Genomic DNA, 25829 nt, shown 5'->3' with positions numbered 1-25829 from the left:
CCCTGTTCAAATCTAGGCCTTGGCACCATCAATTAAGCAGCGGAAGGTGCTTTTTTAAGAGCAAAAACAACATATAACTGCGTTCTCAGGGTTTTAAGTTCCTAAAGACATAAATCAAGTATCTATTAAAACGGTATGGAAGCGTGCCTTATCAGATCAATAAATTATTACTTCCACTACTTGCATAAAAGTAATCGTAAAGAGGTCGGGATAAATATAAAAAAGTATTTTCTGTGTATAAATAAAAACTATATTCCTTATTTATTTACTAAACAAACCTCAAAACTTATATGCTCTCTATATAGTCAGGTAGTCATTTTAGAAACCCAGAATAAATACATACCTCTGAAGGTATTGGAATATTTTTCTTAAACTTTGACAAATTTTTAAGTTTGCTTGCTTCATATCTTCTGGGAAATATTTCTTATAAATGTATTTACTAAAGATCAGTTATCGTTTAAATCATTGATTCTATAGATGGATTTTATCAAATTTAGAATATTTAATGATATAAATATAAATATAAATATAAATATAGTCAATTTATATTATTAGCATTTTATCATCGTAGAAACGAAATAATTGAAAGACTATGTCTATTGAAGAAGATCTAAAAAAAGGAATAAGTTGCGCAAAGGAAGAGAAATTCGATGAGGCCTTGAAAATATTTAAAAATATTTTGAAGGTTGAATTTAATAATTCTGTGGCAAACTATAATATTGGAATCATCTTATCTAAGATTGGTAGATTTGATGAGGCTGCAAGTTTTTTATCTTTTTGCTTGAGGGAAGAGCCTAAAAATTTTGAATATTTACAAGGATACATAAAGTCTTTAATGTGCCTTGGAAAGATTACTGAAGCGCGATCATTTTTTGAATCTGTCAAGTACAACTATGAGTCAAGTGATCAATTAAATAGTCTGGCCTTACAATTAAACCCCAAAAGAAAATTAGATTTTTTCTATAGATATCTAGAGAATTTAGGAATTTTTGATTCTACACATGGTGAGATCATAGAGGTTAGTGATAATCCAATGCCTCTTTTAACTAATACTTTTCTTAATTGGTTTGAAACCCAATCTTGGTCTAATTCTAATTTACTTGAACTTGGTAGTGGTGGATCAACATTATATTTCTCAAAATTTTTTAAATCTGTTACTTCCTATGAAACTAATTCAGAGTGGTATAATCAGTTAATTCAAAAAGTTCCATCATCAGTAAATTTATATCAAACAGATTCTATTTCTTCTTCTCTTCAGAAAATTAACACTGATAATTTCGATGTAATATTGATAGATTGCGCTGAAAATAGAGCTAAAGTATCACAAATTTTGGCAAATAAAAATTATAAAGGTATTATTTTTCATGACAATGCTGAATGGTATAGAAATAGTATAAATATTTTGAGATCAGTTGGTTATTATGAGATACCATTTTTTGGTATTAAACCTGTTGATGATCATGTTGCTTCTACAAGTCTTTTAATTAAGAAGTCAGGTATGCCTAATGTATTTAACTCTAATTGGCAAAAAATACCGAGATTTGCTTCCTATAGACCGACTAACTCATGGGATGAAAGCAATTAAAAGAACTAATTGAGTCTTAGATTCAAATTCTTTTTTGAAATCGAATTAGCTGTTCATTTTTTCATAAAGTAAGTGTAAAAGAGCTACCTTTCTTCCTCTTCTTTAGTGGAAGATAAATTTTATATCAGGTCTTTTAAATCTCAAATGCAAATTTTCATTAATTGGCTGGCTTGAAATTTTTCAAAAGCTTTTGAGTAGTTTTTACCAGTTACTAAATGAAAGAGTAATAAATCTCTATTTTTGTTATGCTTATTTTTTTGACTTCAAGGTTGATTAGTTTAATAATTTTCGTTATCGTATTCATCAATGATAAATTTTAAACGAGCTAACTCTCCTCGATAAATATGATTTTTAGAATCATATTTAATTGCCAAATTGATTTCTTTATATGCTTTTTCATAATCATTTTCTTCACTATATAAAATGCTAAGTGTATAATGAGAATTTGCTAAATCAGGTTTAATTTTAATCGCATGAAGAACTGATAATTTTGCTTCTTGTATATTTCCAAGATCTTTCAATATGATAGCCAGATTGGAAAGGGCTTCTATGAAATCAGGCTTGATTTCAATTGCTTTGCGAGTAGATAATTCTGCGTCTTGTAATTTTCCAAGGTTACTCAATATGCTACCCAGATTAGAATAAGCTTCTGCGAAATCAGGTTTGATTTCAATCGCTTTTCGAATTGATACCTCTGCTTCTTGTAAGTTTCCAATATCTTTGAATATTTTTCCCAAATTGAAGTGCGCCTCCGCGGAGTCAGGATTAAGTTCAATTGCTTTGCAAGTACATATTTCTGCTTCTTGTAATTTCCCTAGGTCTTTTAACACAGCCCCCAGGTTGAGATTAGCGTCTACTAAATCAGGATTAAGTTCAATTGCTTTGCGGTATGAGTTTTCTGCTTCTTGTAATTTACCAAGATCTTTTAATATGATTCCCATATTGGAATGTGCATCTGCGGAATCAGGATTAAGTTCAATTGCTTTGAGAAGGTATTTTTCTGCTTCTTGATGTCTATTTAGCATAAGGAGGATTGTTCCAAGAAGGAAATGAGAATTAAAAATATTTGGATTGAGTTCTATTGCTTTGAGAAGGGGCTGTTCTGCTTCTTGTAGTTTATTTTGCTCAAAGAGAATTGCTCCATGGAGTAAATAAGGCTTAAAGATATAGGGATTGAGTTCAATTGCTTTACGGCAGGAAGTTTCAGCTTCTTGCTTCTTTCCTAGTTCAAAATATCCATTGGCTAGATTTGTCCAAGCAGAAGAAAGTTGAGGATCAGATTCAGCAGCTTTGATGAGTAAAGATAATGCTTCTTGCTTATTACCTATAATTAGTTCAATACTTCCAAGATTCGTTAATGCTTGAGCATAATTATTATTAAATGATATTGCTTTTTGATAAAGCTTTTTAGCAGTATTAATATCTCCAATAGCGTGATATGTATTACCTAGATCTTTAATCACTTCATAATCATCAGGTTTAATTTTTAGCGCTTGATTTAAATATAACCGAGCATCATCTATCTTTTTTAATTTTGTAAAAGCTTTTGCGATTAATTTTATAGCTTCGAGTGAGTTTTTTTTGGTAGCTAATATTTTTTTACAGGTATCAATTGTTTCTTGATATTTATTTTGTTTAAAAACAGATTTAGCTATTTCTATAGTTGCTTCCAAGTCTGTCAAGCCAAGTACTTCGTTAATCTATCAGGCTTTTATTTGGTTATCAGAGCTTGGTTATAAAAAGAAGTGTTGGGATGCTTTTCTTCAACCTTTGCCCTCCTTTTTGAGTTGGTTTTAGGAGGTTATGTCTTCATATTTATCCGTTTGAGTAAGGACTTGAATAGCAGGTTTCAGCATATCTTTGTAGTGCTTCCATCCACCAATTGATTTTGAATTAATTGGGGAACGAACTTGAACACTGCTTGCTGTAGATACTGAGCGTGGATTGAGGTGAGGTGATAGATATTTATCGTCCCACTCCCAACCTAACCAAGAGATCAAGGATTTAATTTCTTTATGTGGATTACTGACTAATAAGTCATAATTCAAATCATATATTTTTGATTTAAATCTATTTTTATATTCTGCCATTATTTTCTCTTGATTTAAATAAACATTTGCGCAATCAACTAAGGAAGAGGAATATTCATTTCCTTTAGCAAAATGTGCTCTATAAATTGAGAGAATGTTATCTAAAGGATGTCGAAAACAATGAATAATTTTTGCGTTTGGTATATACCGAGAAATAATACCTACGTATTGGTAGTTGTATAACCATTTATTAGTTGTATTATTAAATTTGGTCTTATTATTTACTTTTTCTACATATAGTTCAGCAAGATTTAAATCTTTTTTAGACTTCTTAAACTCTAGGAATGATTCCTCTAGAATATTAATTTCACCTAGATCATATACATCGTCGCTCATACTAAGAATTGATTCCAACAATGTAGAACCACTTCTAAGCATTCCTACAATAAAAATACTCTCAGAAGGATTTCGGTATTCTTTTTTATTAATTTCTTTTTTCTCAGATTCAATAAGTAATACTTTAGATTTTTTGATTAAAATATCTGCTTTAGATGGGTAAAGAATAAGTTTTAATTTATTCGCCAAAATAAGGTATCTAGAACTTTCTTCATATTTTCTTTCCTTATGAAGAATATTTGCTCTTGCGAAGTAAATATCAACTTTATCTTTTTGTAATTGGTTATTTAAGATCCTTTTGGAAAAGAGGTTATCCTGCCATATTTTATTATTAGTTTTAGAGTATTTTAGACGCGATAGATTTAAATATGCTATTAGGTATTGAGGATTAAGTTCAATTGCTTTGCGGTATAAAGATTCTGCTTCTTCTAACTTACCAAGAGCTTTATATATATTTCCCAAATTGGAATGAGCATCAGCGAATTCAGGATTCAGATCAATTGCTTTGCGAGTGAATAATTCTGCCTCTTTTAACTTGTCAAGATCTCTCAATATGTTTCCTAGACTTAAATTAGCGATTGCATGCTTAGGATTTAGTTCAACTGCTTTGCGAGTGGATAATTCTGCCTCTTCTAACTTGCCAAGATCTCTCAATATATTTCCTAGATTGGAATGAGCATCAGCGAATTCAGGATTCAGATCAATTGCTTTGCGAGTGAATAATTCTGCCTCTTTTAACTTGTCAAGATCTCTCAATATGTTTCCTAGATTTAAATTGGCGATTGCATGATTAGGATTTAGTTTAACTGCTTTGCGAGTGGATAATTCTGCCTCTTTTAACTTGCCAAGATCTCTCAATATATTTCCTAGATTGGAATGCGCCATTGCGAAATTAGGATTTAGTTCAACTGCTTTGCGAGTGGATAATTCTGCCTCTTCTAACTTGCCAAGATCTCTCAATATATTTCCTAGATTGGAATGCGCCATTGCGAAATTAGGATTTAGTTCAACTGCTTTGCGAGTGGATAATTCTGCCTCTTCTAACTTGCCAAGATCTCTCAATATATTTCCTAGATTGGAATGTGCATCAGCGAATTCAGGATTCAGTTCAACTGCTTTGCGAATGGATAATTCTGCCTCTTCTAGCTTGCCAAGATCTCTCAATATATTTCCTAGATTGGAATGTGCTGCTGCGAAATCAGGTTTAATTTTAATTGCTTTGCGAATAGATAATTCTGCCTCTTCTAGCTTGCCAAGATCGTTCAATATGCTTGCATAATTAGAAAAAAGCCTGTGATCTTTGAAACCTTGGTTTATAGAATATTGATAATATTTTGCTGCTTCTAAAATTTTTCCTTCTGAATGAAACTTAAATGCTTGATTTATTATTTGCTGTTTAAAAGGTTTCGAAGAAGTATTTGTAATAATACTAATTTTTTCTTGATTTTCCTCTAAAGGAAATGGAACTGGAAATGTATTGACTTCAGTAAGTCTTTTCTTCCCTTCTAAATCATGACTAGATCTATCCATCTTATATTCTCTTTTCTTTTCTTCTAACCTTCCAATTTTACTACTTAAGAGAGGCGTGCACCTGAAATTGGATGATCACCTGAAGTTGCTTAAAGATCTATTGAATTGAATCTTTAAGCAAAAATTCCATCGCTAATGATTTAAGTACTTGCCTCCCATTGAATGATCTTCATTAATAAGTCTTTTCATCAAAAGAACTTAGAACTTATCTAATGAATACTAACCACTTATCCACTCCCATGGAACTTCTGAGGTGAAAAAGTCCCCAGAACTTCCATAGCAATCACTAAAAATATCAAACAAAAATAACTTCTCAAGAAGATAGCAGTCTTGAAGTTTATAAAAGTTTTTTATAAATCCCTTAATTCGTGCCTTTTAGTATCCATTCATAGCAAATATTGAGTTTTCTGCTCTTGGCTTAATACACTCGCTCAGGAATTGGTAGGTCCTGGCATCATTCAAATTAGATTATTTGAATATTGAAACACCTCTAAGAAGATGCTTTTTGATGACTAAAAGAAGTAACATTTTTGGTCTGGAGAAAGTCAGGCCTGCAAGAGAAAGAAGTGACCCAAAAGAGTGGGTCTGAAAGAAACAAGACGTAATTCAAGTGATATGGGAACCTATTGTTAAAGACGAACTAATTGAAGTTGAGTCAATTAATCCCAATTATTACAAAACTGCATAAGAGTTGATGCTACAAGCTCAAAAACAAAAGATCATTTCAATCTTGAGTTAGCATAAATTAAATTAGTAGTAATGAGATGATGAACCTTTTACTAGGAGTTCAAAGTACATTTGATCTATCCAAAGTAGATTTCTCCTCAGGTCTAGGTATAAATTCACCTGATCTTGCAGGTATATCTTTTCTAATGGTAATTTTTGCAGGGGTTTTAGCTTTAAGACTGGGAACAACTCTTAGAGATTCGTAGTTTTGAAAGCAGGACAATTAAATATTCAATCTTTGTACTTAAGTTGATATTTTTCAACAACTAGAAGATTATGCTTTTTAAATCTTTAATAAAAATATCGTTATTCTACTTTCTACTTCTTTGAAAAAAATTGACAATAAAAATGAATACAATAATAAGTAAAACTAAAAGATCGTTAATATCTGGCAAAATTAATAGTTGCTTATCAAACATATTTTAAACAAAAATCATTATTTATGTTGGTTTTTAAATCATTTATCAGCAAATTGATTAGTTAGATAATGAAAAAGATCCTAATGAGAGAGGTTTCATCGACCAAAATAAAAATTGCTTAAATAAATTATAAAGACTTGGACATTTTTATTATCCCATTAAGGAGTTAAACTCAGTTAAAAATTTGATTCTATTCTTATGAATTTAGAACCATCGAATGGAAATTCATATAATAATGCTGATAGTTTTGCAATGGCATTTGATCTGGCATGGAAGGATTGTGATCTAGGAAATAATAAAGATATTAAAATAGATGAGAAAATTGAAATAACCCTTGAGAAGATTAAAACTCACCCTTTTCTAATTGAAAATCCAATCCAATCAAAAAATATTGCTCGCTTCAGAATTAAATTATTAGGACTAACCTAGGTTCAAAAATAATCATAAAAAATCAAAACCATCTTTCAAGAAGTGTTTTTAAAATAATCTAAATACCATTCCGAAAACAATTTAATACCATTCTCTATGGAGGTTGTTGGTTTGTATTCTACCCATGAATTAAGCAAGTCCATCTTGGCAGCAGTTGAAACCACGTCTCCTTGCTGCAAAGGTTGAAAATTCTTTATAGCTTTCTTTCCTAAATTCTTCTCTAATAACTCTATAAAATATGTGAGAGGAATTGGATGTGAATTACCTAAATTAAAAATCCTATAAGGGGCAGATGAAGTTGAAGGGTTAGGCATAAGCGGATTGAAGCTATCATCTATACTTGCTTTCTTGAAGCAACAACGAATTATACCCTCCACTACATCATCAATGTAAGTAAAATCCCTCTTCATTTCACCATAGTTAAATACTTTAATTGGCTGATTTTTTAAAATTGATCTTGCAAAAATCATTGGAGCCATATCTGGCCTTCCCCATGGGCCATAAACTGTAAAGAATCTAAGACCAGTTGTCGGTAAATTATATAAGTGGCTATAGGTGTGAGCCATTAATTCATTAGCTTTCTTAGTCGCCGCATACAAACTTACGGGATGATTTACTGCTTGTTCTTCATAGAAGGGGAGATTTTTATTGCCACCATAAACAGAACTGCTAGATGCATAAATTAAATGAGTAATCTTATTCTTCCTGCATCCTTCAAGTACATTTGCAAAACCTACTAAATTACTTTGAATATATGCAGAAGGATTAGTTATTGAATACCTAACACCCGCTTGGGCTGCAAGATGCACAAAAATTTGTGGCTCATATCTATTAATTAGATCTAACAATACTTTTTTATCTTCTATCGTAATCTCATAAAAAAACCATTCTCCATTTTCTCTGGAAACCTTTTCAATTTCAGTTAATCTAGATCTTTTTAATGAAGTAGAATAATAATCATTTAAGTTATCAATACCAATAACTTTAAAACCCAAAGTAAGAAGAGCTTTTACTAAAGCTGCACCAATAAAACCTGCTGCACCTGTTACAAAAATTGTCTCACTATTTTTCTTTGAATTCATGATTTTATTATGATTTACAAAAAATAATTAATTTCATGGACATCATAATATCATATTTATTAACTTTTAAATAAATACACTTTCATTACCTAATTAGTTTTTTCAAAGTTTAATTTCTTTTTAAAATACTCTCTTGTAATTGCTAATCCTTCATTAAACATTATTTTGGGTTTCCAATTTAATTCTTTTAGTGCAAGATCAATCGACGGTTTCCTTCTCAAAGGGTCATCTTCTAATTCTTTTAAAAACTTCAAATTTACTTTTTTAATGGAATTATTTCTTATTAAATTAGCTATTTGAAGAATAGATAATTCCTCAGGATTACCTAAATTTATAGGTCCTATATATAAAGAATTCATAAGTAAAATCAAACTGTCTATCAAGTCATCAATAAAACAAAAGCTTCGGGTTTGAGTCCCATTTCCATAAATAGTTAAGTCCTCTCCGTTAATTGATTGAACTAATAAGTTGCTAATTAGTCTTCCATCATTTAATAACATTCTAGGACCATAGGTATTAAATATTCTGGCAATTCTTATCTCTATATCATGTATTCGCATATAGTCATAACACAATGATTCAGCAACACGTTTACCCTCATCGTAGCAACTGCGAATTCCTATAGGATTCACATTGCCATTATATCTCTCCGGTTGAGGATGTATTTCTGGATTTCCATAAACTTCACTAGTACTTGCGAATAATATTCTAGCTCCAACTCTTCTTGCTAATCCCAGCATATTGTAAGTTCCCAGAAAACTAGTTTTAGCAGTTTTAATAGGGTTAAATTGATAATGGATTGGAGAAGCTGGACAAGCTAAATGCCAAATCCTATCAACATCAAGTCTGATTGACTCGGTAACGTCATGATGTAGGAGCTCAAAAGATGGATGCCCAATCCAACATTCAATATTTTCTTTACTCCCAGTAAAAAAATTATCCAGGCATATAACTTTTTCTCCAGATTTCATTAATCGATCAACCAAATGAGAACCTACAAAGCCAGCGCCTCCAGTAATCAAATTTCTTACAGGAGAAGCGGACATCAGAATTCAAGCTTTAATAATTTATTTTAGTATCTTTCAAAAAACATGATATTGATGAATTACTTTCACGTAAATCTTTATGGATTAATTAAAATAAACACATTTTGAATAGGATAATTACATTATAAATCTTTAAAGAGCTAATCATCGTTAGCCAGGAGTTCACTTTGATAAAAGAAAAATTAAGAAAGTTCCTTCTGATTACCCTTTGCGTACTTTCAGCTGTTCTCCTTTATTACTTTATTGTAATCGAATGGAAAGAACAGATAAATCAAATTGTTTTAGGAATGGGTATATGGGCACCATTAGGAATATTTATTCTTAGAGGTATTAGTAGTATCTTTCCTGTTATATCGAATCTCCCATATGCAATTCTTGCTGGAAGCGTACTAGATTTTAAAACTGCCTACTTAACTATATTCTTAGCTGACTTTATCTCTTGCCAAGTTGCATTTCTAATTGCTAGAAATTTAGGGCGTGAACCCGTGAGACGCTTGGTAGGGATAAAAGCAATGAAAAGAATTGAAAGTTTCAATCAAAATCAATTAGAAGGAAATTTTTTCCTAATGACTGGCGTACTTATGACTGGACTTTTTGATTTCCTCAGTTACGGCCTCGGATTAGGCGGCACAAAGTGGAGGATATTTTCATCTGCCTTACTTCTTTGTCTTGTGATTTTTGACGCTGTAGCAGTTGCAATAGGTGCAGGTTTAGCTGATTCGGTATATATAGTATTTGCTATGGTTGGTATGTTTGGGCTTGCTGTTATTACAGGTTTAATTAAAAAGAAGGTTTCCTTAACTCAAGGGAAAAGCTGAGGGAATCATAAATAATATTAAGAAATCAAATAATAAAGATAATTAAATACACAAAATTTATATTTAGCCTGCTTATATTGTTAAAATTAATTAGTACAAATTAATCATATGATATCAATTCCATTTAAAGCATTAAGAATAGGAGCAGAAACTATTAATAAAGAACCGATTAAATACAATAAAAGCAGGATATCTGGAAGTAATAAAATACAATATAATTTACATATTAGAGGTGCATCGATGCCAGGTCAAAAAGATAAATTCACTACAACATCTACTACAAAACCTAAATTAAGCTCTAGCCTTCTAAACAACAATGTTATGAGCACATACAAGCGAGATAAGATAAATACTTATAACTATAAAATACAAAATACCAATGACATAAATCTGCTTCAAATCAAGGAATTTGTTCCTAATGATGATGATGCATTAGTTATAGCAATAACGGCATTATATAAAAACATATTTGGCAACGTATCTTTAATGGAGTCGGAGCGCCCAATTGATATGGAAAGGAAACTAAGAAATGGAGATATTACAGTAAGAGAGTTCACAAGGAAAGTTTGCAAATCAACTATTTATAGACATTTCTATTTTGATAGTATTAGCCAATATAAATCTATCAAGCTAAGATATAAGCATATTCTTGGAAGGCCTATCAAAAGTCAACTCGAAGTAACGCAAAGTTCAAATATTATAAATGAACTAGGTTTTGAAGCTCACATTGATTTTCTAATAGATTCTGATGAATATAATAAAGTTTTTGGTGACGATATAATTCCATACGTTAGATCTTGGAACTCTCCAATTGGTTTTAAAACAAAAAGTTTTCTAGAAACTTCATTAATAACAAAAGCTTTTGCAACAAGTGACATTTGTAAATTCATTTAATTTTCTACAAATAAATTGTTACCAATTTCAATAAAGTAGATGAATATTGAGGAATTTTTCTTAAAGAGCGTTGGGGAATGGAACTCAATGAGAAGCGGGCATTCACTAGCCTTTCAAGAATTTGAAGAAATAAGAAGTAGAATAACAATAATTCCTACTAAAAAAACCGATTCTAGAGTTATTAAACTATTAAAAGATAATTTAATAAATAATAATGAAGTAAATAAAGCATTCCTAATAAGTTGGGAAGCAAAAAGTGAATGGGGAGAAGAGAGTCAAAAAGAAAAGATGTCTGGAGAAAGTATACTCATTCCAATAGAGTTTTCTAGAACAAAAGGTAAAATAGTTAGGAGCGTTGGTTACACTGAAGAGATACAAGTAATATCGTTATATAAGATTCTTGATGATGGAACTTTAATTATTAATTCAAGCTATAATAATGTTTGCACAGAAGAAAGGATTTGGTTTGTCTCAAATAATTTACGGAGTAGATCTTCGGTTACAAGAGCTATAAATTCATTAGCTATTTTACAAACTTCTTATGCATCAGAAATTCGTTTTTGTAAACAGTAAGCTATATCTTACAAGATGAAAAACAAAGATATATTAGAATTCTCTAAGATAATTTCAGGCATATATAGCAATAAGGAACAAGCTTTAGATAATCCAAGAAAGTTTGCTCATTTTCAAATACATATTAGGCCATTATTTTTTAAAACTTATAAATGCTTTGCATTTTATTCTGAACAAAGATATCAACATGATATATGGAATCCATATAGACAATGTATAAATAAATTATCTCAAGAAAAAGAAACTTTCATTTTAAGTAACTATAATATTGAAAACAAAGAAAGATTCACTGGTGGTGCTTTAGATATATCTCTTTTAGATAATATATCTAAGCATAAATTATCTAAAAAGTCTGGATGTTCTATGCATTTTAGAGAAACAAAGGCAGGAAACTTCTCAGGCAATATTGAGCCAGGAGAAAAATGCTATATACAAAATGGGGAAGAACTAACTTATGTAAAAAGTGAAGTAATATTAAATAAAAAAGTTCTTATCACTGAAGACTCTGGACATGAAGTTCTAACTGATAAAAAAGTTTGGGGATCAAACTTTGGGCCATTAATATTTAAAAAAATAGATAATTTTGATTGTTTTATTGACAGTAATTGGAGATGAAAAATGATTATTTTATTATACCAAAAGGAATTCAAGCCAAACTAATTTCTCTTGCTTTTAATCTGACAAATCTATGGCTATCTTTCAAAAATAATTTAACTAAGTCTTTTTTAATATCAATTTGCTTAGTTTCTAATACAAGTAAAACTGCATATCTATTTTTCCAATATGGTGTGATCATCTCATCTGAAAATTGATTTATATTATTATAGAATTTAGCATCATCTAAATAGCCTAATACTTGTATTGCTGAAGACTTGAATTTAATATAATTAGGCCAATTATCAGATAATAAAAAATCTACTTTATCTAAAATTGATTTATCATAGAATTTCTTATTTAATAGTAGTTTATATGCATTAATAAAGAAATATAGTGCTCCATAATCTGATTTAGCTTTATCCCAATTATTATTCAAGTAATATAAAATTTTGTCTGAAGGAAATTTTTCCAATTCTATCATTGATCGATAACATCTATTAAAGTCTGTATGAAAGAGTTGCTCTATTAAAAAATTTAAATCATTCTTAAAATCTTTAATATCTATGGTATTTATTGTTTTGGGATCATCTAGAATAACAGAGTCAAGTAAATCAATTATATTTATATTTTTCCAACATACTATTTCATCAATCCAAAGAGAGTCCATAGCCTTTAATTTAAATGATGGAGAGATTGGGGCATAGATTAAATAAGGTAAAACAGATAAGTGGCCAGCGTTTATAATATCTTGGACTGCACAGTGTCTATCATTTTGATTAGATAGTCTCAAGAAATTCTTCAGATCACTTAGTTTATCCTCTTCTCCAGCAAGTTTTATTAATGCCGCGAGAGCGGCACCTTTAACTCCATTAGAGGATTGATGATCTCTTGATAATGATCTAATCTTATCTATTTCATTTTTAACTCCTAAATTAGTTAATGTTTGTATTACTACTCTTTTATTATTAAATTGCTTATATAATATTGAACATATATTGTTAATAATATCAATATCATTACATTTAAGTTCTCCTAATGACCAAATAGCAGTTTCAACAAGATAATTATCATCACTTTTTAGAAAGTCTGCAATAATTGGAATAGCTTTTTTACAATCAAAAATAGCAAGTATCTCTATGGCTTTTCTTTTCGCTATCTTATATTCAAGTTTTTCACAGTCATATTTAATAAAGTCAAGAAGTACCGTTTCTGATTCTTCACAAGGAAAATTTACCAAGTGGAAAACAGCTTTATAATAATCGGCTAAAAGATTAACTTCAGAAACTGGTTTCCTAAGAATATTTATAGCATCTATTTTATTGATTTTAGGTAGATTATTAAATGGATTGGATTGCACTTTGAATATAAGAATCTATATTTCTAGATAAGATGAAAGCATTAAATTCAGCATGCATTTCATGCCGAATATGAAAGGATCTTATTTATGAAAATACATTTCATAAGATTATAGCAAATACTGTAATCAAGGTTATATAATAAGCTTTCAAAAGGATAATAAACAGTGGATAATTACTCGAAAAGTAAACTAAAAGATAAAAAAGAAAGCAACAAAGGATGTAAACAGAGCATAAGGGTTAATCAAGAATTAAGTGAAGAGGAAATCAAGTTGTTAATCAAAGGTCTTGAAGATGAAAATGGTTTAGTTAGAAGAAATCATTCAGAAGCATTAGCTCAAGTAGGTACAGCTGCTTTACCTATGTTAATTGATGCTCTTCTGACTAGTAAAAACGTAGTACAGAGAAGAGCCGCAGCCAAGACTTTAAAACTAGTTGGAGATCCAGCAGCTTTACCTCATTTAATACATGCACTAACCAATGATTCAGATTCTGTAGTGCAATTCTCCTCAGCTGGTGCAATTGCGATTTTCGGGGAGGCTGCTGTGAGTCATCTAATTATTGTCTTAGATAATCCAGAACATACAGAGGTGCAATATGGTCTTGCTGCATGGTGTTTAGAATTCATAGGTGCCAAAGCAGCAAATGCAATAAAGAGAGCAGCTAAGTCAAAGAACACCAATGTTAAATCTGCTGCAATTTCAGCACTTGAACAACACATTAGACAGTCTCAAGACCAAGAAGCAATTAAGTTAGTAGAAAGTGCGATTAATGATACTTCTGAAAATGTTCAGATTGAAGCTATTAAATTAGTTGGTAAATTATATAGAATAGAATCATTAATTCCTAACTTAATATCAAAATTAAAAAACAAAAATCCAAATATTAGAAAAGCTTCTGTATTGTCTTTGATGCAACTTAATATTAACGAAGCCATAAGCCCTCTTAAAGATCTACTTAAGATTGAGCAGGATAAAAATGTTATAAAAATAATTCAATTAGCTATAAAAAAATTAACAACTCTAAGAATTAAAAAATAATAAAAACTTTAAATAATTTTATCTCTTAAAATATCTTCTTTAATCATTGGATCGATAGAATTATCATTTAATAATTCATCAAATAAATCATCAATATTCTGATCTTTCATTTCTAAAAGAGCGCTAATAGAAGCTTTAGCTATTAACAAGTCTTTATTTCTACAAGCTTTTATCAAAATATTTTTTCCAGTTCCACCTAATTGCCTCAAAAGAGATATTACAGTCAATATTATTTCAGGCGTGCCTTCTCTAAGTGCTAAATCTACCACTAACATCTGCTCCTGATTTAATTCCTCTAAATTAAAATTAACGACAACTTTAATCATCGTTTTAAGGCAGCTAAGTTTAACATTTGTATTCTTAGTATCCATATATAATTGAACGATTGACTTTAAAATCTTTTCTCCAAACATCCCCAAAGCCAATATTGATTTTCTTCTTATAAATAAATCTTCTTCCTGAAGATTAGCTAAAAGATTATCCATAAATTTAACTTCAAATTCTTTTCTTAGAATCAAAAATGCTTGAGAATTAATATTTGGGTTTGGATGCAAAAAATCTTTATAAAGTTCTATATATTTATTTAAATCTAAAGAATTACTCATTATAATTCAAAATGATTAATTAAAACCCAGAAAAAATTTCTTAATTAAATTAATTTATTTTTTTATGCAAGTGCATTGATTAAATAATCCAATAATCCTTTAAATTCCGTTTCCGCTTGCTGACTCATAACATCATTTAATTTAATTTCATCTCTAATAAAAATAAACGCTTCTATGTATGCAGCTGTTGGTAGTAGCTGGATACGAATAATTTCTCTCATACCTGATATTCCCCATTCATCTAAAGGACCAGTTCCACCAGTCACTAAGCAATAATTAATAAGACGTAAGTAATGATGAATATCTCTCACGCACTTGTCTTTATTAGCCTGCTCATATGAGCCATCTTGATATACAGCATCAACGGCAAGATTGGTAAATTTATCAAGACAACTAGCAAGTTTTTCTGCAGCTTCAAGACGAGCTTTTGCCCTATCAAAAGAACCTTTCACAGACTCAAAATCACTGATGCTAGGAAATCTTCCAGCTGCATCAGCTGCGCTAACAACGGTTGTAACTGCCGATTTCATAGTGACTTAATAAGAGTTGGTTTAAAGTGCTTTAGAAAGAGGATTAAAATTAAAGTTGAATATTCAACTCAAAGCCTCTATTACAAGATCAAAATAGGATGCAGCCTCTGCAGCTATATCTTGACATTGTGCTCCTGATCCAGAATTAATTCCCTTAAACATTTTTCTTCCTGTATTTGTCTCAGTCATAATTGCAACTGTGGCAATTTTCATTATTTCAACAGCCCTGATAGCATTAGAAGTTGGGACTCCAAGAGCCAAATAAGTTTCTTTTAAGCCATTGAGACATCTATCTTCAAGAACAGAAGGATCCCCAGCAAGCAGTGCGTAGCTTACATATCTCAAAATAATTTCTCCATCCCTTAAACAAGCAGCCATTCGACGAGTTGGATAACAATGTCCACCTGGCTGAGTAAGTCCAGTATTTTCACAAACCATTCCTGCTACTGCATCTGCCGCTATGCAAGAAACATTTTGAGTTATTGCAAGTGTTGCATCAATCCTTTTATTTGCATCTGCTACATACTTTCTTAAATCTGCAAGATCCTCACTTCCAATTGCTGCCCCTTTGGCGTCAGCACTTACAACTGTTCTAGAAAACGCATCAAGCATCTTTTAACTACCTAAGCTTTAAAAGTAAAAAATTTAAAAAAGTAATGATTTAATAGTCATTACTTATTTAACTTAAGACTTACAGTCAAATTTCACCGAAAGAGTCCCAAGAACGCAATGCTTCTTAACTGTAAAAAGAATTTTCAATAAAGTCATTCATAGAGTTATCTCAAAAAGCTAATAAGCAAAAGGGATCTCACTAATTTGAGCTATTGTTAAAAAAAAAAAAAATGCAAAGTCCTACAGAAGAAGAGTTAGAAGAATCAATTAAGGAACTAAGCAAATACAAAAATCGTTTAGAAAAAGAGGTGGTAACTATTTCAAATAAGCTAAAAATGCCTCAAAACAAAATCAATTCAATTATTAACTCGCATTCAGAGCTTAATCAAATAAAAATAATACTTTCCAAACTAAAAAAACAAAAAAAAATATTACTTCTAGATTAATACCATAACTTGATCTTATCTGCTTAAATAATATAAAATGATCTATATTAATATGACTAAAACTAAATTTAAATCAATGTATTTTCAGTATTTAAAATGAAACAATCAAACAATATATTTTTAAATGGATTAAACCAAGCGCAGTCTCAAGCAGTTGATCATTTTCATGGTCCATTATTAGTTATAGCAGGTGCAGGGAGTGGAAAGACTAGAGCCCTTACTCATCGTATTGCGCATTTAATTATTGAATATAAAGTTGATCCAAGCTCCATTCTTGCAGTCACTTTTACCAATAAAGCTGCAAGAGAAATGAAAGATAGACTTGAATTGCTTTTAGCAAAAAGGCTAGCAAATGTAAGTCATGGAAAGCCTTGGTCTGCATTACAAGTAGCAGAACAAAGGCAAATTCGTAATCGTATATATCGTGAAATCAGCCGTGAATTATGGATAGGAACTTTTCACGCTTTATTTGCAAGATTATTACGATTTGATATTGACAAGTTTCAAGATCCTGAAGGATTGACATGGACTAAGCAGTTTTCAATATATGACGAAACAGATGCACAAAGTCTTATCAAAGAAATAGTTACACAAGATCTACAATTAGACCCTAAAAGATTTGAGCCCAAAAAAGTCCGCTGGGCAATCAGTAATGCCAAAAATCAATGCTTACTTCCTGATGATTTATCAAAGAGTCAAGAGGGTCAAAGAGGTAAATTAGTTGCTGAAACTTATAGACTTTATAGGAAAGCCTTAGCTGCTAATAATGCATTAGATTTTGATGATCTTCTATTAATACCTGTTCAACTACTACAGCAAAATGAAGATATTAGAACTTATTGGCACAATCGCTTCAAACATGTTTTAGTCGATGAATACCAAGATACAAATTGGACACAATACGAATTAATTAAACAATTGGTTACCAATGGCAAAGACCCATCTTCTTTTAAAGATTGGAATAATAGATCAGTTTTTGTTGTTGGCGATGCAGATCAAAGTATTTACAGCTTCAGAGCTGCGGACTTTAGGATTTTAATGGGATTTCAGGAGGACTTTGGGAAGAAAAGCCAAGATAATACAAATAATTCAACGCTCGTAAAACTCGAAGAAAATTATAGGTCTACCTCTACCATCCTCGAAGCAGCAAATTCACTAATTTCTAACAATAAAGAAAGAATAGATAAAGTCCTTAGAGCAACTAGAGGAGAAGGGGAGCCTATTAAATTAACAAGGTGTGACGATGAAATAGCAGAGGCAGAGGCAGTTATTCATAGGCTAAGAATTTTAGATGCCTCGAATCCAGAATTAAATTGGGGAGATATGGCTATTCTTTATAGAACCAATGCTCAATCAAGAGCAATTGAAGACTCATTGGTCCGGTGGAGTATTCCATACATTGTGGTTGGAGGATTGCGTTTTTATGACCGAAGAGAAATTAAAGATCTACTAGCTTATTTAAGACTTTTAATTAACCCTTCTGACAGTGTCAGTCTTCTAAGAGTTTTAAACGTTCCTAAAAGAGGGATTGGTAAAACAACAGTTCAAAGATTGAGTGATGCTGCCAGTCAATTAAAAATTCCTCTTTGGGAAGTTGTAAATGACTCCGAAGCTGTTAGATCTCTCGCTGGAAGATCTGCTAAAGGTCTGTTGATTTTTAGTGAGCTTATCAATGAATTACAAGGTCATCTTTTTTCTTCAAGCCCTGCTGAGTTAGTTCAATTAGTTTTAGAAAAAAGTGGCTACTTAAGTGAATTAATTGCGACTGGAACGGATGAGGCAGAAGAAAGAAGGCGCAATCTTCAAGAATTAGTAAATGCTGCTTTGCAATATCAGGAGGAAAGTGAAGAAGCAACTTTAGAAGGTTTTTTATCAACTGCTGCTTTATCAAGCGATGCAGATAATAAAGACACTGCTTCAAATCGAGTTACATTAATGACTCTTCACAGCAGTAAAGGTTTGGAATTTCCTGTTGTTTGTCTTGTGGGCATGGAGCAAGGCTTATTCCCAAGCTATAGATCACTTGATGATCAATCTTCACTTGAGGAAGAAAGAAGACTTTGTTACGTAGGTCTTACTAGAGCAAAAGAAAAACTATTTCTCTTTCATGCATCTGAGAGAAGAATGTGGGGAGGGATGAGAGAACCAGCTATAGCATCTATATTTCTCTCGGAAATCCCTGAAGAGCTTGTAAAAGGAGATATCCCCTTGGCTGGTGGAGCATCACTAAGAAGAGAAAAGAATCTAGATAGACTGACTAGAATTGATCGCCAAAGTAATAAAAAGTCTTTTTTTAGTGGGGCTGAAAATGGAGTAAGAAAAACATACTCTGGTCCCTCCCCAGGGAAAGGGTGGTCAGTTAACGATAGAGTAGAGCATTCTTCATTTGGAGAAGGGACAATCACACATGTTTTTGGTTCAGGAGAAAAAATTTCACTAGCTATAAAATTCTCAGGGATGGGACCCAAAATATTAGACCCAAGGCTAGCTCCATTAAAATTAATAGACGATTAAAATTCAAGCCAAGTAAATGTTAACCAATTAAAATATATTTCTTATGGAATTATTTGATAAATCTAAAATAGAAAAAGAGATAAAAGAATTACCTAATGGAATTCTAACTACTCTATTAGATGCAGCAGTCTCAATTAATATAAATTCTATTGCAATAGTTGGAGGAGTTGTAAGAGACTTAATAACAAAATCTAACAATCAAGATTATGAAATTATCTTTAATGATCTTGATTTAATCATTGAGGGTGATACATCAAACTATGTAAAAGAATTGAACAAAATTCTTGGGCCAGAAAGAGTCAAACTCATACGTAATAATAAAGATTATAAAACCTCAGAAATTGAAATTAATGGCATAAAAATTGATATTGCAGCTGCTCGTGAAGAAACTTATCCTATACCGGGAGAAAATCCAAAAGTAGTATCATCAACAATCGAAAATGATCTAATTCGAAGAGACTTTAATATAAATGCAATGGCAATTGATCTGAAAGAAAATATATTAATAGATTTATTTTCAGGGTTAGATGCTATTTACAAAATGAAAATTGACTTTTTGCATGAATCAAGTGTTCTAGAAGACCCAACTAGAATTATTAGAGCTTCTCGCTATTCTGCTAAGTTAGGTTTTCATCTATCAACTAAAGCCTTAAAACAGATAAAAGATACAATAAATCTCTGGCCTTGGAATTGGCATATTGGTGATAATACTGATATGGCCCCTTCAGCATTATCAATAAGATTAAAAATGGAACTCGAATTGCTTTTAAAAAGCAAATATTGGAAGAATGCATTAAAAAATCTACAAGATTGGGAAGGGTTAAAAATAATAGATTCTAAATTACAGAATGACCAAAGGCTCATCGAAAAAATATCCATCGCAGAGAAGTCACAAATTGAACCTCTTACAGCATTAGTCTATGAGTCTAAAAACCCTATCTATCTAGCAAAAAGATTACAATTAAATCCACAACAGATAGAAATAATAGAAGGCGCTTGTCAATTAAATAAATATCTAGAAGATATCAAAGCTAAAAATTTATATAAAGATTGGCCTCCATCAAAATGGACTAATATTTTAGAGGACTTAAATACTAATGAATTTTCTTACATACTTGAAATATGCAGAGACAACCCTTTAAAAGAATATTTGAAATCTTGGCTCTATAACTGGAAGTATATTGAATCTCCAATAAAAGGAGATGATTTAATAGCTAAAGGTTGGGCACCTGGAGCGGCAATAGGAATAGAAATAAAACGACAAAGAATGAAATTAATTGACGAGAAAACTATTTTATGAATAAGTTAATAAGTATTCATTAAGGAATAAAACCAATTTTAATCCAAGGACCTTGCTGTATAAGTTTTTCCGAATATATAGATGAACAACTAACAACCAAAGGGCCACAAGTTTGTGGGTCTACTAAAATTTTCAGCATAGTATAATAAAAAGATTTATTAGAGTTTAACTCATTAGATATCAACTCAAATCTTAAGTTTTTATCTCCATTAATATTGTTTAAAAAAATTTCATTTGAAGGTGCCAGAGTGCTCTCAAAACCTTTATTTAAAAGGTCTATCACACCATCGTAGACTGGTATATTATCTAGCTCAAGAATGATTTTAAGGGGTTCTAAATTCATCTTCAATTGATTTCTATTTGTAGAACTCAACATTTCAGAAAGATGTCCTAGCAAACCAAAACCAGTTATATCAGTGCATGCATTAACAACTTTTAATTGTGGGTTTATATTTGTTAATTTATTAATATAATCTACAACATCATGCTGACTTTTATTCATTTCTTTTAAAACAGAGTCAAGTATATATGGTTTTACGTGACCATTCATAAATGCTGAAAAAATAATTCCAGTTCCTAAAGAACGACTAATTAAAATTTGATCTCCTTTTTTCATTCCTCCCTTAGACCAAAAATATTTTTTATCATGAATAGTTCCATTTACAGTTAATGAACTTTCAATTGCTAGAGAAAAAGGTTCCTCAGGTTTTTTTCTTGATTCTAATGTATGCCCACCTATAAGTTTTGCACCTTGAATAACTAAAGCCGAATTAATACCTTCCAATACTTGAAACAATAATTCTTGTTGCAAATCATTGGATAATGATGGTAAGTTTATAACAGATTGTGCAGAGATCACAGATCCACCGCATGCCCAAATATCAGAGCAAGAATGAAAAGCCAAAAGCCGTCCATTTAGCCATGGATCACTAATTAAAGAAGGAAATCCATCTACACTTTGTATCAAAATCTTACTAGAATTCAATTTCCCTATACAAATTGAATCATCTATTGAAGATTCTATTAAATCTAACTTTTTTAATGCTGAATTTAATGGTTTAAAAGCTAATTTTGCTGCACATCCTCTACATTTAATCATCTCTTTTTCTGCAAGCATTTCTGTATCTATATTTTGAATAAGATGAAATTTAGAGACAAAATTTTTATCAATTGATTCTTTTAATCTTGATAAAAATTCAAAAGGGCCAATCATCACTTCGCCCCAAGAAATAAAAGCTTGTGATTTCTTATTTATATAGTTTATATCTAAAAGTTGTATTGCTTTTCTTTGAGGTTTCCATTCCTTAAGTTTTAAACCTTTACTTATTCTCTCTAAATTCTTTGCCAGTGTTTTTGCTGAGCGTACAGCCCATACACCAGAAGAAGGACGGGGATGATCCCTAATAACTCCGCAATCTCCTGCAGCAAATAACTCTGGATGATTTAGGACTTGAAGAGTTTTTTTTGTTAATATCCTCCCACTTTTATCTATAGGAAAACCACTTTCTTTTATCCACCCAAATGATTTATTGCCAGTACATATTAATGTAGGAGATAAAATAGATGGATCATTTTGTATGATCTGAATCTTTAAATCTTTTAATTTTATCAATAGATTTTTACTAAATTTTTTTCCAGATTTGACTTTTAATAAAATAGATCTTTTTGGCCATCTTTTTCTTAAAGAAAAAGCTATTTCTATCCCAGCGAACCCGCCACCAATAATTAGAAACGGTTTAGCAGAAGAATTATCCTTGTGGATATCTTGATCGACAATAAATTTATAAGACTCAGAAAAAGGTTTAACTGGAACAGCGAAATCTTTATCACCTGCAATTAAAGATATAGAATCTAAATTAGTTTTTGCTCCTATATTCAAAGATAATAAAGAATATTCAATATCAGAGCGTCCTGCTAAAAGTATTTTTTTTTGCTTAAGATCAATGCTCTCAATTTCTGCCATCACAAATGAAACTCCTGCTTTTGAAGCAAGGTTTCTCAAATCAATTAGTATTTCATCAATCTTGTATTTACCTGCTACGACACCTGGAAACATCCCAGAATAAATCGTAGTACTTGATTTATTTACTAAAGTAATCATTCCAGCAGGCTTCAATGTTGGATTCATTGCCCATCGAAGTAACACAAGGGCATGAGTATGACCACCACCAGCGAGAACAAGATGATCACTGAACATGATTTTTTGAATATTTCTGGAACACAATCAGATGCCTATGATTTCAAAAAAGCTAGATTAGGAATTATTGGTGGAAGCGGACTATATAGGATCGATAATCTTAAAAATATAGTCGAATTAAGCTTAGACACTCCATATGGAAAACCTTCTAATAAGTTACTAATAGGCAATCTATTTGGAATAGAGATTGTTTTTCTAGCTCGCCATGGAGATAAACATACTTTAAATCCAAGTGAAATACCATATAAAGCAAATATTTGGGCTATGCGCTATCTAAATGTTAGATGGTTAATATCGGCATCAGCTGTGGGGTCGTTAAAAGAAAATATCAAACCTTGCGACATTGTTATCCCAGATCAATTTATTGATCGAACTCATCAAAGGCCATTGACTTTTTTCAACAATGGAGTTGTAGCTCACATAAGCATGGCAAATCCTTTTTGCGAAATTCTTTCTAAAATACTGTCGCAAGAAATAGAAAAGCTTTTAACCAACGAAAAAAAAATGCATCTTGGAGGAACATATCTTGCTATGGAAGGACCAGCATTTTCAACAAAAGCAGAATCAAACTTATACAGAGATTGGGGATGCTCAATTATAGGCATGACAAACCATACGGAAGCAAGATTAGCTAAAGAAGCCGAAATCGCGTATTCAAGCCTATCCATGGTTACTGATTATGATTGCTGGAATCAAAATTGCGAAAATGTATCTGTCGAGATGGTCATTGAGAATCTTCAGGAAAATGCAAATTTTGCAAAATTAATAATCACTGCTGCCGCTAAAAGAATCTCATCATTAAGGCCTTCAAGCTCTTTTCATGATGCATTAAAAAATGCGCTAGTTACTCCAAAAGAGCATGTACCAAAAAAAACTAAAGGCAATATCAAATTATTCACAGATAAATATTGGCTTTAAAAAAACCAACCGACAATAATTATCAGTTGGTTTTTAAGGTATTTCAAATAAATAGTATTTTTCTAGTTAAAACTAACCAGCGTTACCAATACCAGTGTATGAACCGTAAAAGAAAATACCAAGAACAAAAATAACAGCTGTTCCACCTGCAGTAGCCACTAACCATAAAGGAAGTGCTCCCTCTGTCCACCGTCTTTGCCAGGAGACTGCAGGCATACCATTTGGCAGACGATCTCCTGCTCGCCCATCAGGTCCTTTTAATTTGCTCATGATAAAGAGATTTAGTTAAAGAAGTAACTGGAAAAAAGAATTCCCATTACAAAAACAAGTAAGAGTCCAAGATAAAGACTTGTTCGGTTTAATTCAACCGGGACTTTATTTGGATTTGGATTGACTTGCATGGATAAAAAAGCAATCAGATGAAATTTGGTTATTTCAGACGAGTGTCAAGTTCAGCCTTGGAATCAAAGCGCTGAACAACAACAGGAGCTTTGCTTTCTCCAGCCTGAAAATACGTATCTGGTCTAGGAGTTCCAAAAGCGTCGTAGGCAAGCCCAGAAGACACAAATAGGAATCCTGCCACGAAGATCGCAGGAAGTGCCACAGCATGGATGATCCAATAGCGGACACTAGTAATGATCTCAAAAAACGGGCGTTCCCCGGTAGAGCCGGCAGCCATAGCCTCACTTAATCAGCTCAGTGATCTTATCAAGCGAAATCAAAAGAAACGATCTCTGTTGCAAGGTGGTTACACAGAGTCATGGAAATCATCAAAAAATTATGATTTCAACCCTGCCATCGCAATAAATTGCCCCTTTCTCCGAATACAAACCCCTTAGGACTGTCACTATTGAAATCGTCCACAAATAAAATTCTGATGAAATTTGTTGGAACAGATTCACCAACAGGGTCTTTTTTCCAAGTTTTTCCATCATCATTGCTCACTAATAAAGTTCCATTTCCTCCAGCTGCCCAAATCGAATTAGATGGATCCCAAACAAGATCCTGATAGTTATAACCATTGACAATTGGGATTATAGGTTTTGACCAAGAATCAATATCATTAGGATCCGCATTAAATCTGATTTCAGCTCCTCTAGAAAGCATCCATAAATCTCCGCTTGGCTGCTCACCAACACTCTGAACTCTCTTACTACTTGCTCTTTGATGAGGGTTCCAAAACTCTTGACCGGGACTTAAAACTGAGAAGAAGTTACCAAGACTACTAACACTTATGTAGCCACCTTTATTGGTGCGTCTTAATTCTCTTATTCCTCCAGAGCCTGAAGTATCGACAACTATTGCTTCCCAATTTGAACCAGCATCAGTTGTTTTATAAATCGCTCCAGCAGTAGTTGCTAACTCAGCAGAATCAATATCAATTGTTGTGATCAAATATGGATCTCCTGGCAACTTATTTCCCAAATCGAGACGAGTCCAATTTTTTCCTCCATCAGTTGTATGAAGAATCAATCCTGGTTGACCTGCAATCCAACCTTCTTGCCCTTTGAAATCAATGCTTATTAAACGAAAGTTACCTTCGCTTGGGATATCTAAATTTCTTTCTTTCCAGGTAATTCCTCCATCATTTGTCTCAAGTATCAACCTATTTGTGCCAACTAAAAACCCATTTTTTTCGTCGACGAAGTCAACATCTAGAGGATTTGCCTCAGTATCTAGATCGATTAGTGACCAAGGACTTGTTGAGCCAATGGAAGCGTTACTAACAGTACAACCACTTAGAGCTACTCCAACTATTAAGGCAAGGGTCAAATTAATGACATTTGAAAGCAGACGTTTCATTTCAAAGAATAAAGAGAGAGAAAACAGGCAGCGGCTAAAGCCAGGCTTCCAAAAATAAGAACGTTTTTCTGGCCTGAAGGAAGTTTATTAAATCCAAAGCCATATGTAAGGTTTTCTTCAAATCCACTAGGCTTTGATTTAGGTCCAATATCCTTGTATCCGCCAAATCCTACTCGACAGACTGGACATCTAAACTTCTCTCTATCAATGTCTAGGAATGCTGTGCCTGGTTCAATATTAAGCTTTTTGATACCCTCATCAGGATCATAAATAAAACCACAACTCATACATTCGAAGCGATTTGCTTTTGGGTCTAATGCTTCAGTTGAATTTTTTGGTTCAAATGAAATAACTTGATTTTGTTTTTCATCAGAATTCAAATCT

Annotated in this window: 26 protein-coding genes; 12 read left to right on the top strand and 14 right to left on the bottom strand. The window is 31.8% G+C overall.

Annotated elements, in window-relative coordinates; translation table 11 throughout:
• The first annotated feature begins 592 nt into the window (after positions 1-592).
• Positions 593-1585, top strand: coding sequence for a tetratricopeptide repeat protein (locus SIB53_RS05700; RefSeq protein WP_413677316.1), 993 nt, complete (start codon positions 593-595; stop codon positions 1583-1585).
• Between the two features lie 278 nt (positions 1586-1863).
• Here SIB53_RS05700 and SIB53_RS05695 read toward each other — a convergent pair whose 3' ends face one another.
• On the bottom strand, positions 1864-3258 hold the full coding sequence (locus tag SIB53_RS05695; RefSeq protein ID WP_413677315.1) for a tetratricopeptide repeat protein: 1395 nt from the start codon (positions 3256-3258) through the stop codon (positions 1864-1866).
• A gap of 120 nt (positions 3259-3378) precedes the next feature.
• Complete coding sequence (locus SIB53_RS05690) at positions 3379-5541, bottom strand: tetratricopeptide repeat protein (protein WP_413677314.1); 2163 nt, start codon at positions 5539-5541, stop codon at positions 3379-3381.
• Between the two features lie 764 nt (positions 5542-6305).
• Between SIB53_RS05690 and SIB53_RS05685 the strand changes: the two genes are divergently transcribed.
• Complete coding sequence (locus SIB53_RS05685; RefSeq protein WP_413677313.1) at positions 6306-6473, top strand: photosystem I reaction center subunit XII; 168 nt, start codon at positions 6306-6308, stop codon at positions 6471-6473.
• Positions 6474-6884: 411 nt separating this feature from the next.
• Complete coding sequence (locus SIB53_RS05680) at positions 6885-7115, top strand: hypothetical protein (RefSeq protein WP_413677312.1); 231 nt, start codon at positions 6885-6887, stop codon at positions 7113-7115.
• 35 nt (positions 7116-7150) lie between these two features.
• Here the strand turns inward: SIB53_RS05680 and SIB53_RS05675 are convergent, their stop codons facing one another.
• On the bottom strand, positions 7151-8197 hold the full coding sequence (locus SIB53_RS05675; protein WP_413677311.1) for an NAD-dependent epimerase/dehydratase family protein: 1047 nt from the start codon (positions 8195-8197) through the stop codon (positions 7151-7153).
• Positions 8198-8286: 89 nt separating this feature from the next.
• Positions 8287-9243 carry a UDP-glucuronic acid decarboxylase family protein gene (locus tag SIB53_RS05670; RefSeq protein WP_413677310.1) on the bottom strand — a complete coding sequence of 319 codons (957 nt, stop codon included), beginning with the start codon at positions 9241-9243 and terminating at the stop codon, positions 8287-8289.
• 167 nt (positions 9244-9410) lie between these two features.
• Here SIB53_RS05670 and SIB53_RS05665 point away from each other — a divergent pair, with 167 nt between their 5' ends.
• The 4 genes from SIB53_RS05665 (at position 9411) to SIB53_RS05650 (ending at position 12143) form a co-directional block, all read left to right on the top strand.
• Positions 9411-10061 (top strand): TVP38/TMEM64 family protein, encoded by a 651-nt coding sequence (locus tag SIB53_RS05665; protein ID WP_413677309.1) that lies wholly within the window; start codon positions 9411-9413, stop codon positions 10059-10061.
• Between the two features lie 108 nt (positions 10062-10169).
• Positions 10170-10955, top strand: a complete 786-nt coding sequence (locus tag SIB53_RS05660) for a phycobilisome rod-core linker polypeptide (RefSeq protein ID WP_413677308.1) — start codon at positions 10170-10172, stop codon at positions 10953-10955.
• Positions 10956-10994: 39 nt separating this feature from the next.
• Complete coding sequence (locus tag SIB53_RS05655) at positions 10995-11528, top strand: phycobiliprotein lyase (RefSeq protein ID WP_413677307.1); 534 nt, start codon at positions 10995-10997, stop codon at positions 11526-11528.
• 15 nt (positions 11529-11543) lie between these two features.
• Positions 11544-12143: a chromophore lyase CpcT/CpeT gene (locus SIB53_RS05650; RefSeq protein WP_413677306.1), complete on the top strand. Its 600-nt coding sequence runs from the start codon at positions 11544-11546 to the stop codon at positions 12141-12143.
• Between the two features lie 31 nt (positions 12144-12174).
• Here the strand turns inward: SIB53_RS05650 and SIB53_RS05645 are convergent, their stop codons facing one another.
• Complete coding sequence (locus SIB53_RS05645; protein ID WP_413677305.1) at positions 12175-13482, bottom strand: HEAT repeat domain-containing protein; 1308 nt, start codon at positions 13480-13482, stop codon at positions 12175-12177.
• A 165-nt stretch (positions 13483-13647) separates the two neighbouring features.
• Here SIB53_RS05645 and SIB53_RS05640 point away from each other — a divergent pair, with 165 nt between their 5' ends.
• A complete protein-coding gene (locus SIB53_RS05640) occupies positions 13648-14520 on the top strand; it encodes a HEAT repeat domain-containing protein (RefSeq protein ID WP_413677304.1) in 873 nt (290 codons plus the stop codon).
• Between the two features lie 8 nt (positions 14521-14528).
• On the opposite strand, the gene SIB53_RS05635 is transcribed toward SIB53_RS05640, so the two are convergent.
• From SIB53_RS05635 to SIB53_RS05625, 3 genes are all read right to left on the bottom strand, one after another.
• Positions 14529-15125: a glycosyltransferase gene (locus tag SIB53_RS05635; protein ID WP_413677303.1), complete on the bottom strand. Its 597-nt coding sequence runs from the start codon at positions 15123-15125 to the stop codon at positions 14529-14531.
• 62 nt (positions 15126-15187) lie between these two features.
• Entirely contained in the window at positions 15188-15655 is a 468-nt protein-coding gene (locus tag SIB53_RS05630; RefSeq protein WP_413677302.1) for a bleomycin hydrolase, read from the bottom strand.
• Between the two features lie 63 nt (positions 15656-15718).
• The gene (locus SIB53_RS05625) at positions 15719-16267 is read right to left on the bottom strand and encodes a bleomycin hydrolase (protein WP_413677301.1); all 549 of its coding nucleotides are present in this window, start codon (positions 16265-16267) and stop codon (positions 15719-15721) included.
• A 230-nt stretch (positions 16268-16497) separates the two neighbouring features.
• On the opposite strand from SIB53_RS05625, the gene SIB53_RS05620 reads away from it, so the two are divergent.
• The 3 genes from SIB53_RS05620 to SIB53_RS05610 all read left to right on the top strand — a co-directional run bounded on the left by SIB53_RS05620 (position 16498) and on the right by SIB53_RS05610 (position 20527).
• Complete coding sequence (locus SIB53_RS05620; RefSeq protein ID WP_413677300.1) at positions 16498-16713, top strand: hypothetical protein; 216 nt, start codon at positions 16498-16500, stop codon at positions 16711-16713.
• A gap of 96 nt (positions 16714-16809) precedes the next feature.
• The gene (locus tag SIB53_RS05615; protein WP_413677299.1) at positions 16810-19227 is read left to right on the top strand and encodes a UvrD-helicase domain-containing protein; all 2418 of its coding nucleotides are present in this window, start codon (positions 16810-16812) and stop codon (positions 19225-19227) included.
• A 43-nt stretch (positions 19228-19270) separates the two neighbouring features.
• Complete coding sequence (locus SIB53_RS05610; protein WP_413677298.1) at positions 19271-20527, top strand: CCA tRNA nucleotidyltransferase; 1257 nt, start codon at positions 19271-19273, stop codon at positions 20525-20527.
• 19 nt (positions 20528-20546) lie between these two features.
• On the opposite strand, the gene selD is transcribed toward SIB53_RS05610, so the two are convergent.
• Positions 20547-22724, bottom strand: a complete 2178-nt coding sequence (gene selD / locus SIB53_RS05605; protein WP_413677297.1) for a selenide, water dikinase SelD — start codon at positions 22722-22724, stop codon at positions 20547-20549.
• On the opposite strand from selD, the gene mtnP reads away from it, so the two are divergent.
• Positions 22710-23642 carry an S-methyl-5'-thioadenosine phosphorylase gene (mtnP, locus tag SIB53_RS05600; RefSeq protein WP_413677296.1) on the top strand — a complete coding sequence of 311 codons (933 nt, stop codon included), beginning with the start codon at positions 22710-22712 and terminating at the stop codon, positions 23640-23642. The two genes, selD and mtnP, sit on opposite strands and share 15 nt — an antisense overlap.
• A 72-nt stretch (positions 23643-23714) precedes the next feature.
• Here the strand turns inward: mtnP and SIB53_RS05595 are convergent, their stop codons facing one another.
• The 5 genes from SIB53_RS05595 to SIB53_RS05575 form a co-directional block, all read right to left on the bottom strand.
• Positions 23715-23912: a photosystem II reaction center protein J gene (locus SIB53_RS05595; RefSeq protein ID WP_269609601.1), complete on the bottom strand. Its 198-nt coding sequence runs from the start codon at positions 23910-23912 to the stop codon at positions 23715-23717.
• Positions 23913-23923: 11 nt separating this feature from the next.
• Positions 23924-24043 (bottom strand): photosystem II reaction center protein L, encoded by a 120-nt coding sequence (locus tag SIB53_RS05590; protein ID WP_011294297.1) that lies wholly within the window; start codon positions 24041-24043, stop codon positions 23924-23926.
• A 29-nt stretch (positions 24044-24072) separates the two neighbouring features.
• Positions 24073-24321, bottom strand: coding sequence for a cytochrome b559 subunit alpha (gene psbE, locus SIB53_RS05585; protein ID WP_011294296.1), 249 nt, complete (start codon positions 24319-24321; stop codon positions 24073-24075).
• Positions 24322-24428: 107 nt separating this feature from the next.
• Positions 24429-25445: a photosynthesis system II assembly factor Ycf48 gene (locus SIB53_RS05580; RefSeq protein ID WP_413677295.1), complete on the bottom strand. Its 1017-nt coding sequence runs from the start codon at positions 25443-25445 to the stop codon at positions 24429-24431.
• Complete coding sequence (locus tag SIB53_RS05575; protein ID WP_413679125.1) at positions 25442-25795, bottom strand: rubredoxin; 354 nt, start codon at positions 25793-25795, stop codon at positions 25442-25444. Before SIB53_RS05575 ends, SIB53_RS05580 begins: the two co-directional genes overlap by 4 nt.
• Positions 25796-25829 lie beyond the last annotated feature (34 nt).

Source organism: Prochlorococcus sp. MIT 0916, assembly GCF_047305155.1.
Classification (GTDB): domain Bacteria; phylum Cyanobacteriota; class Cyanobacteriia; order PCC-6307; family Cyanobiaceae; genus Prochlorococcus_B.
This window is presented reverse-complemented; position numbering and strand designations above follow the sequence as displayed.